Raw genomic sequence first — 9,744 nt, forward strand, 5'->3', positions numbered from 1 at the left:
GGACTTCATGTTTAAAGAACAGCAGTACGGCTTCCGACAAATGCTCACACAGAAACTACACGAGGAATTAATCGGACCTACCAATCCCGAGTCGGCCGAGATTATCGAAACCGCTCCTTTGACTCGCTATTTGGTTGGGATGCTGTATCCAGTTAGTGGAGATACCCCAACTGCAGAAGACAACACCGGTGCGGAATCCATTGGTGATAACGAAGAGATCGGCGCTATTGAAGACACGCCGGTCGCAATGGCAAATCTTCGATACCCTTCGTCGGCAGGGATCACGTTTGCAGTGGACATAGGTGTGTGCCAGAGGATCGCCGTATCTGTCTCAGCTGCCGTGTACCGCGAACTCGAAGAGGCTCATGGCACAGCAGAAAGTCAATGGCAGAGAGTTCCGCTGAGTTTGGTGCCTCTCACAATAAACGTGGCGGAGCCGCAAAGAGGAAAGAAGGAAGTACTAACGGATGGGCTTCAGTTGTACTACCGTGTCCGCGTGTCGGCGACTGAGTCAATAGCCGCCGTGACACTTGTGCTTATGAATTTCAAGACAGGAAAGGGAACGAAGCGAGATGCGGATGCATTTTTCCAAGTGGGCTTAGTCGCGCGGGCAGCAGAAGACGGTGCGTCAGCGTTTGTCGAGCGACCGCGTACAGCCGACGTCTCCGGAGACGAAGACCTAGATTCGTACAAACTTCTCTACCGGAAAGCGGTAAGCTTTGGCGTTGGCCATGGATGCTCGGTCAACTGGACGATAGACCCACACGATCCCAACCGAGCGATTGAGCTTCGAACCGATTTTGCGCCCCAATGTGATCTGTTGCTCACGGACAGCAACGAAACACCATGGGACGCGCTTGACATGGAGCTGCTTTGCAGTGCCCCCAAAGTCCAAGTGCTCGAAGCTCTGCGCAAGATGTCTTCGGACTACATTGCATGGGTAGGAACACAACATTCGCGAGTGGAAACAGAATTGTCTTCTGATCTTTATCGGACAGCTCGCGAACACCTAGAGGCTTGTTCCGAGGCCGCTAACCGTATGAACGGCGGAATCGCAACGCTGGAATCAAACTCGGCGGCGTGGGAAGCGTTTCGCTTAGCCAACCAGGCAATGCTCGACCAGCGGAGGAGAACTATATGGTTGAAGAGTCAGAATCGCGCCACTACGCCTGGCCACGAAAAAGCATATTGGCGACCGTTCCAGCTTGCATTTCTCTTGCTTTGTCTTCGCGGAGTAGTAGATCCTTCCGCCGTCACGGAGGGAGGTGCTAAGGAACGCGAACTCGTCGATCTGATCTGGTTTCCGACCGGCGGCGGAAAGACAGAAGCGTACCTGGGTCTTGTCGCCTTCGTGATCTTTCATCGTCGCCTCCGCGACGGTAAGACCGGAGGTGGCGCTACAGTGCTCATGCGATACACCCTACGTCTGTTGACCATTCAGCAGTTCGAACGAGCAGCATTGCTCATGGCCTGTTGTGAAAGACTGAGGCTAAGCAGGAAAGACCTGGGTGAGGAAATGTACATTGGCCTTTGGGTGGGGCAAGGTTCAACTCCGAACAATCTCCAAGATGCCAAGGAAGCACTCGTAATCCTTAATCGGGGCGGTGAAGTTCCCAAGATGAACCCGCAACAGCTAGATAGCTGTATCTGGTGCGGAACTCCATTAACAGTTCGTCAATACAGAATCGAAGAAAGACCGCGGAAGCGACTGGTGGTGAGCTGTTCTAACCCCAGCTGTGAGTTTAAACACGGCCTTCCGGTTTATCTAGTTGATGAGGATATTTATAACCACCGACCCGCGATGTTAATTGCGACAGCAGACAAATTTGCGGCGCTGCCTTGGAATGAAACAGTCTCTTCACTATTCAACTTTCAAACGGCGAATAAGCCCCCTGAACTTATTATCCAGGATGAACTTCACCTCATTTCGGGACCGCTCGGCACCTTAGCCGGTTTATATGAAACTGCAGTCGATGAACTCTGCTCTTATCGAGCGCCGAACGGAACTATAGTGCGCCCGAAAGTCGTGGCATCCACGGCGACCATTCGGCGTTCCAGATCGCAAAACAAAGCCCTCTTTGCTCGCGATTCCCGCCAGTTCCCTCCGCCAGGTCTAGATGCGAGTGACTCCTTTTTTGCCGAGGAACGCACCAGAGAAAAGAAAGCGAGCCGTCTTTATTTAGGGCTTATGGCACCTGCGAGCAGTCACTCAACCCTGATGATTCGCGTCTATGCTTGCCTATTGCAGGCCTTGGGCGAGGCTGCCGACGACAAAACATTTCCGACTGAAGTTTTGGACCCGTACTGGACCTTGGTCGGTTACTTCAACAGCTTGCGAGTGCTCGGAGGTGCTCGCATGCAGGTGCAGGATGACGTTGACGGCTATATGAAGGTGATCGCCGGACGGAACGAAACACGGCAGCGCGAACTCGCCGACGAACCAATTGAGCTCACGAGCCGAAGGCCTTCGAGTGAAATGAAGCCCTCGCTCAAAATGATGTCGACGCGCTGCGACAACCCCCGGTGTCCGGACGTGGTCATTGCTACAAACATGATTTCGGTTGGCGTGGATATCGATCGGCTTGGATTAATGGTCATTATGGGCCAACCGCAAGGTACATCTGAGTATATTCAAGCTTCTAGCCGCGTTGGCCGCCAGCACCCAGGACTCGTTGTGACCCTCTTCAACAGTGCGAGAACGCGCGACCGATCCCATTACGAATCATTTCCAACATATCACTCAGCGTTATATCGACGAGTGGAGTCGAGCAGCATTACGCCTTTTTCAACGCGCGCTCGCGACCGTGGACTGCATGCCGTGATCGTTTCGCTTCTGCGGCATACTGTCACTCAGCTCGCCTCAAATCCGGACGCTCAGAACATAGAACAGCACAAGGCTGACATTGAAGCGGTCAAGGCAATCATCCTCACCCGCATCGAGACCGTGTGCTCAGAGGAGAGGGCGGCGTCTTCAAAGCACGTGGACGACATCATCTCAATGTGGAAGAGATTGGCATCACAGTCGGGCCTCACCTATCAAGCCCGCAAGAACAACAATTACTTGCTCGTCCAGGCTGCACCAGGACAGCAAGACTCCGATCTTCATATTCCCACATTGAATAGTTTAAGAGACGTTGATAGTACGTCCGATCTTTACCTGGAGCGGTGATGAAGAAGATAGCCAGTGTCCGACGCACGCAGCTGATCTCGACCTACGGAGTTGGAGCGCTTGTCGCAGCCGAGGAGGCTTCCTACATGGTGAAGGGCCTCAACGATTGGAAAGTCGCACCGGACCCGACGTTGCACGAGCCTCGGCTTGAGGACAAATTACACGTCGATGGCTTCTACGACCCACCATCGGTTGGCAAGGGCCACGATATTCCCGCTGTGCGCTTTCCTATGATGTACTCTTGCCCCGAGTGCAATCGGTTGGCAACCCACGGCGAGTTTGGCGATAGCCACGAGAATGTCTGCCCCAAGTGTCGCAAGGGGTTAGTGCCATCGCGGTTCGTTGTCGCGTGTAAGGCGGGACACGTAGATGATTTCCCTTTCATGTTCTGGGTCCATGGAGCATCGGCTGGCCCGGGGGAACACAAGCTCGCACTTAAGACTCTCGGAAGGTCTGGAGGATTGGACGATCTGGAGGTATCGTGCAGCTGCAATCGCAGGCCGCCTAGGACTATGCGAGGGGCCTTTGCTAAAGGCGCCCTCAGGGGGTTCCAGTGCGGTGGTCGCAGACCTTGGTTGTCGGATTCAGAGCACAATTGCGCGCAGGAGCCACGCACTCTGCAACGTGGTGCCTCCAACGTGTGGTTTCCGAACACCGACTCCAGCATCTCCATACCACCCTGGTCTGAAGCTGCGAGTGACTTGGTTAATCGTTACTGGAGCTCGCTACAGCACGTGCCAGAATTTGCTTTGAGAGGAACCCTCCAAGGCATGCTTGCCACAAACGGCCTGGCGACCGATATCGAAGAGTTAGCCGCTCTAATCGCACTTCGGAAGGGCGGAGGTCAGGCCACACAAGGGGAGGATCTCAGACAGGAGGAGTACGACGCAATCCTGCGCGGAGCCGAAGAAAAGTCGCGCGATGATCTCTTTGTTTGTACTGCTTCAGAGCCTCCCAGAGAGTTCGCCTCTTGGATAGACATAGTACGTCGCGTCGAAAGACTTCGAGAGGTCCGGGCACTCGTCGGGTTCACTCGGCTGTATCCACAGGCTGACGAAGAACAGCCAATCGAAGCTCCACTATTTGTACGAGACCCACGATGGCGACCTGCGATTGAGGTGCGTGGTGAAGGAGTTTTCTTTCGCGTAAACGAACAGAGACTGCTTTCTTGGGAACAATCTGACGTTGTGAAACGCCGAACTAGCAAGTTGAGGTCAAACTTTTCCGGCGAGATGCTCGGCAGGATTGTAGATAGAAATGGCATAACGCCGCGCCTTCTTCTCATCCACACTTTCGCCCATATGCTGCTAAATCAGTGGGCTCTAGACAGCGGATATCCAGCCTCTTCATTGCGGGAACGAATATACAGTTCCGAACGCATGGCAGGCTTTATGATTTATACCGCATCCAGTGATTCCGCCGGCAGTCTAGGCGGGGTCGTGGCGCAGGCTCATCCAGATCGGCTTAGAGAGAGCTTGCGAGGAACACTTCTTCGCGGCCAATGGTGTTCAGCGGACCCACTCTGCATTGAAGCAGATTCTCAAGGTACCAACAACGTCAACTTGGCCGCGTGTCATTCTTGCGTGTTGCTGCCGGAAGTGTCTTGTGAACAGATGAATTGTTTTCTTGACCGAGCACTTGTCGTCGGCACCCCTGAAGAACCGGAACTTGGTTTCTTCAACGGTGTAGAGGAATAGCTTGTGGCCAACATGATTCCGCAGACAGTTTCCGCTGAGACCAGGAGCAATGCGGAGCGCACGATCTTCCGTTTGTTCCAAACGAACCTATCTGCAAACTGGACCGCACTACATTCACTTGGCATCGCCTCACATCGCATCAAGCCTTGGGCGGAGATCGACTTCGTCTTGATTGGTCCGCCAGGTGTGTTTTGCATCGAGATTAAAGGCGGCCGAGTGCGCCGAGAGAATGGGGAGTGGATATTCACCAACGCACGAGGAGAAGAAACCCGGAAGCACGAGGGTCCATTCGACCAAGTTGGGGGCGCATCTGCCGCACTCTCTAATTTTCTTCGACTTGGCGAAGTTGGCTTCAGGGGTCTGATGGGAAAAGGAGTCATGTTTCCGGACATTGAATTTGCATTGACTGGTCCGGACATCGACTTAGACATCGTGTACGACCTTCACGACGTGAGTCATAGCATTAACCGGTTCCTTGAGCGGATCATCAATAAGGCCGCCGAGCGGCACCCACCAACCGAGGTGACCCTGAATGAAAGTCGCCGACGGGAGATTGTTGATGCGCTTCGGGGAGACTTCGATTTTCGACCGTCACTCCGACACACAGCACAAAACGTCAATCAAGATCTCCTCGCTCTAACAACGGAACAATACCGAATTCTCGACGCAATGGGAGAGAATGATCGACTCCTCATCAGAGGATCTGCTGGTACGGGTAAAACACTGCTGGCAGTCGAGGAGGCGCGCCGCGCATCGGCCAATGGCCGTCGCGTACTGGTGTGTTGCTTCAGCCGAAATCTTGCCGATTTTCTTACCGGGCTGCTGTCTTCCCATCCCACAGTTCGTGTGGATAGCTTCCACCGCTTGATGGCCAGGTTTGTCCATCAGGCTGACCTTGCGCACCGTTTGCCGAAAACCGCGGATACCTATTTCTACGAGGTCGCTCTGCCGGACCTCTGCTTCGAAGCGATGGCCAATGGTCCCTCGTTTGAACCGTTCGATACATTAATTGTTGATGAAGGCCAGGACTTGATGCTTGATCGGTACTGGGATGTGTTCGACGCTCTGACCGTGGGAGGTATCTCCCACGGTCAGGTTCGCGTTTTTTACGATCCCAGGCAGAACCTCTTTTGCGGAAGGAAGGGCACTATTGCGCTCAGACTCAAGAACTCATTTCCGGCCAAATATGAGCTTTCAGTTAATTGCCGCAATACACAGCCGACGAGTATTGGTGGAACGCTCGTTTGCGGTCACACGCTCGGTGTCACCGCAAAAGCTGACGGACCTGAAAGCGTAATGGAATTCTTTCTGGATGTACGAGATCAGCGACGCAGGATCAGGAGACTACTCTCTCGTCTCCTGTCCGAGTCCGTCAATCCGGAACAGATTGCGATCCTTTCAAGAAAGCAAAGAGCGGGCTCTGGTGTGGCTGTATTCGAAGACTGCCCGGCTCCAATAGAAGATATTACCGAAGGTGGGCGACCCTCGAAAGGACATATCTCGTTCTGCACTGTCGCAGGCTTTAAGGGACTTGAGGCCGACTTTATATTATTGATTGACGTTGACAGTTTGAACGATCCCGAACAGCAATCGATCCTTTATGTGGCCGTGACGCGTCCGAGAGTGTTGCTGGCAGCGTTTCTCTCTGAGGCCGTGCGGACTGACTTCGAGAGGAATGCCCGTCAATTTGGAAGCTCGATCATAGAAAAAACCGAATGAGAATTCTTGCTCGACCCTGCTATCTTATGTCTTCTTAAGAGCTCGATTGTCCGCATGGAACTGAAGACGAGGCCTACTGGTGGGTACAGCCCGTCGGGTGGGCAAGACTTGGCGCTCTCGCCAAATGCGAGAGCAACTTTCAGGGTGGGAAGACGGGCGAAACGAAAAAATGGACCCGCCCGAGGGCAGGTCCAAAGATTCACGATCTATCACGCGGCTCGCTTTGCCTTCGCCGCTGGTTTCGGCTCCGGTTTTGTGGCTTTCTTCGCCTTCTCCTTCGCGGCGAACTCCTGCTTGACCTTTAGCGCCACGGTGTCCGTATCAACGCCGTATGCCTGGGCCGCTGCGCGAAGAACTTTGCCTCCGTCTGACTGCGATCTGGCGGACAGCAGAATCACAGCCTCTACAATCAGCTTGCCGATTGTGCACTCGTCGGCCTTGTGGACAAAGGCTGCTAGCAGCTTGGCGACCGATTCGCCTTCCTTCGCCTTGATGGTCCGGTTTCGTGCGACCATCTCAAGCCGCTTTTCGTCAAGCAGAGGAAGCAACTGTTCGGCCATGAAGAGAAGATCACGCTTCATGAGTCGTACGGGGACGGCGGCCACGATGAATTGCAGCACTCGGATTCCTGTTGCATTTGCCAATGCCTCCTCGCGGCGGCGCTTCTCCTGCTCGGCTTTGAAGCCTACATCCGCCTTTGGCGTCTGCTTCTTGGGATGATGTACGGAGCAGGTTGGTTCGGTGCAAACCTTCCTCAGTTTGCCCTTGTCGATCCCATCCGACACGATGGCCTCGGTCGTGTATTTGCACGTTTTGAACTCGGGCCACTTCGCCTTCTCCGGCGTATCAGGCTTCTCCTCCCGGATTTCGACGTACTTGTTGCGCGGTATGGTCTTTTCGCCTTCCGGCTGCTGCTTGTATGCTGTGCTGATCTGGACAAGCTCTGGCTTGGCTGCGACCTTCGCCTTTACGTGCGCGTCCAGCTTGGCGGCATAGCAATTCGGGTCGGTGCAAGCGTCGGAATTCGCGCTCACATCGGCAAAGAGCAGTTTGTTGTGTCCGGTGCGCTTGGGACACTCGACACAGCTTCCGGCAGCGGGGACAAGTTGCGGGTCGCGTTTGTTGAAAGGCGCCTGCTTCAAGAGCAAAAGGACGTTGTGTTCTATCCACTGTTGCAGGTGTCGAACCGGGAGAAGGATGCGCTTTGCCTTGGCTCCGGCTCCGTTCCACTCCTCTCGGAAGCAATTGGCGAGTGCCTGTTCTTGTTGCGCGGGCTGCAACTTCGCGAGTAATAAGGAATGGCCTACTCCGATTTCCTCGGCATAGAACGCCTCGACCACTGGCGCGGCAAGCTCGGTCAGGCGAACTCTGGCGGCGCAATATGCAGGGCTCTTTCCGACCTTCGCGGCGATCTGCTCGATGCTGTACTTCGGGTCTTCCAAGTTGAGCAGGGCTTTAAAACCTTGCGCCTCCTCCAGCGGGTGAACGTCGCGGCGTTGCAGGTTTTCAATTAGCTGTGCCTCCAATGCCTCGGTGTCGGTGAGGTTGACGATGCGGACCGGAACGGTGGGCGCTTCGGCCATCTGCGCCGCGCGGTAACGTCTGGCTCCAGCGATAATCTCGAAGCTCTGATCGGTGAGAGGCCGCACAAGCAAGGGAGAGAGAACGCCTTGGCTGCGGATGCTCTCGGCCAGCTCCTTGAGGGCGGAATCCTCAAAGATGCGGCGCGGGTTGGTGGCGGACTCGGTGAGGACGGCGAGGGGAAGGTTGCGGTATTCAGTCGCGGTATTCGTGTTCATGGGTTGCTCTCCTTTGAGCGGTTGGGCGTGCGGGGAGTTGAGCGGACGGCGCGGGCCGTCCGCATCTTCAAAGTCTTGGGTTAGCTGGCTTGCGCCAGTTCTGGCTCTTGCTCTTCGGCTGTTTCCGCTGCGGTGTTTTCGATTGCGGAGAGAATGAGGGCAGAAGTCTTCTGAATCACTTCCAAGCTCTCGGTGAGCAAGGCCGCGTTGCCGTGGTACAGGTGGATGTAATCCGCCGATGCCCTGCCGGTGCGAAGACCGATGGTCTTTCCGACCACAAAGGCAACTGCCTCGGCTTCGGTTTCCCGTACGGTCTTGGTGGTCGCGGTGCGCCGTTCGGCCTTGTGCAACATCTCGTGCGCCAGTTCATGCACAAGGGTTGAGAACTCTTCGGCGGAAGACTGGCCGGGCAGCAAGGCGATCTTGCCTCCGTAGCTCATGCCAAGGGCTGGAGCAATGCTCTCTTTGAACTCCAGCGCGATCCTCTGAGCAATGACAAAATCCACAAGCCGGTCGCGGTACTCTCCGGCGCTGCCGGAGACGCGCTCGGAGAATTCGGGAAGCTCCTTGCCTTCGGTCTGGCTCACATCGAAGACATAGGCGGAACGGAATCCAACCAAAACGGCATGATTTTGCGTGCGGATGTCCTTCTCTGCTTCCTCGTTCTTCTTCCGGCGAATCCCGATAACAGGAGCGAGAATGCGGATGCCGCGCTCTCCCTTCTTGACCTTGCGGCCAAGCTGGTTCCACGCATACAGGCCAGCAACGCGGGTTGCGTCCGGTTTCTGCCGTGCAATCTCCAGAATGTTGCCAAAGCTGTAATTGTGAAACCTTCCCATTGCGGTGAGGTACGCGGTCAGGGCTTCGGAGTGTCCCTGCTCCAACTGCTCAATGAGGGATTGCACATTAGCCGCGATTACTTCTTTCGCGGTCTGCTTCTGCTGCTTGTTGGTGTTTGCGGTGGACTGGTTGACGGCTGCGGCTGTGGTGTTCATGGGTGCTTCCTCCTTGGGCTGTTGCACTGGCCTTTGCCCTTGAATCGGGCGGCGGCGTGTACATACATGCCGAACGCCTCCTGGCGAAGGCGGGGGGTAGCAAGCGCAAGGGGAGGGGAATCTCCCACCCTTGAAACGAAGCGAAGCGGGAGTGGAAAGGGCAGAGCTAAGCGGAGGGCTGCACAAGCGAAGCGCGGAAGCCTGGGGAAACCCCTTGCGGGCGCGAGGGGCGGAGCTCCCCTTAGGGGCTTTGGCTGTTGCGGTTGCAATTCAGAACATCAGGGCCGGCGTTGCGGGCAGGAACAGGCCCGCTTCCATGAGAGGGCTGCCTGTTGTCAAGACTTAAGAGTTGCTGACCCGCTTCC

Annotated in this window: 5 protein-coding genes; 3 read left to right on the top strand and 2 right to left on the bottom strand. The window is 55.3% G+C overall.

What is annotated here, in order from left to right:
• The first annotated feature begins 7 nt into the window (after window positions 1–7).
• The 3 genes from GSQ86_RS10690 to GSQ86_RS10700 are packed head-to-tail and all read left to right on the top strand — an operon-like array spanning window position 8 to window position 6,585.
• Window positions 8–3,169, top strand: coding sequence for a helicase-related protein (locus GSQ86_RS10690; RefSeq protein ID WP_158749931.1), 3,162 nt, complete (start codon window positions 8–10; stop codon window positions 3,167–3,169).
• Window positions 3,169–4,866, top strand: coding sequence for a DUF1998 domain-containing protein (gene drmB / locus GSQ86_RS23075; protein WP_216841105.1), 1,698 nt, complete (start codon window positions 3,169–3,171; stop codon window positions 4,864–4,866). Before GSQ86_RS10690 ends, drmB begins: the two co-directional genes overlap by 1 nt.
• Window positions 4,867–4,878: 12 nt before the next feature.
• Window positions 4,879–6,585 (top strand): nuclease-related domain-containing DEAD/DEAH box helicase, encoded by a 1,707-nt coding sequence (locus tag GSQ86_RS10700; protein ID WP_254062323.1) that lies wholly within the window; start codon window positions 4,879–4,881, stop codon window positions 6,583–6,585.
• 209 nt (window positions 6,586–6,794) lie between these two features.
• On the opposite strand, the gene GSQ86_RS10705 is transcribed toward GSQ86_RS10700, so the two are convergent.
• Both GSQ86_RS10705 and GSQ86_RS10710 read right to left on the bottom strand, forming a co-directional pair.
• Window positions 6,795–8,384, bottom strand: a complete 1,590-nt coding sequence (locus GSQ86_RS10705) for a ParB/RepB/Spo0J family partition protein (RefSeq protein ID WP_158749934.1) — start codon at window positions 8,382–8,384, stop codon at window positions 6,795–6,797.
• Window positions 8,385–8,464: 80 nt separating this feature from the next.
• Complete coding sequence (locus GSQ86_RS10710; RefSeq protein WP_158749935.1) at window positions 8,465–9,379, bottom strand: ArdC family protein; 915 nt, start codon at window positions 9,377–9,379, stop codon at window positions 8,465–8,467.
• Between the last annotated feature and the right edge of the window lie 365 nt (window positions 9,380–9,744).

This window comes from Acidobacterium sp. S8 (assembly GCF_009765985.1).
Lineage (GTDB): Bacteria > Acidobacteriota > Terriglobia > Terriglobales > Acidobacteriaceae > Alloacidobacterium.

Coding starts and splice junctions, on each gene's coding strand:
- GSQ86_RS10705 (WP_158749934.1), bottom strand. CDS start 8,384: ATGAACACGAATACCGCGACTGAATACCGCAACCTTCCCCTCGCCGTC.
- drmB (WP_216841105.1), top strand. CDS start 3,169: ATGAAGAAGATAGCCAGTGTCCGACGCACGCAGCTGATCTCGACCTAC.
- GSQ86_RS10700 (WP_254062323.1), top strand. CDS start 4,879: ATGATTCCGCAGACAGTTTCCGCTGAGACCAGGAGCAATGCGGAGCGC.
- GSQ86_RS10690 (WP_158749931.1), top strand. CDS start 8: ATGTTTAAAGAACAGCAGTACGGCTTCCGACAAATGCTCACACAGAAA.
- GSQ86_RS10710 (WP_158749935.1), bottom strand. CDS start 9,379: ATGAACACCACAGCCGCAGCCGTCAACCAGTCCACCGCAAACACCAAC.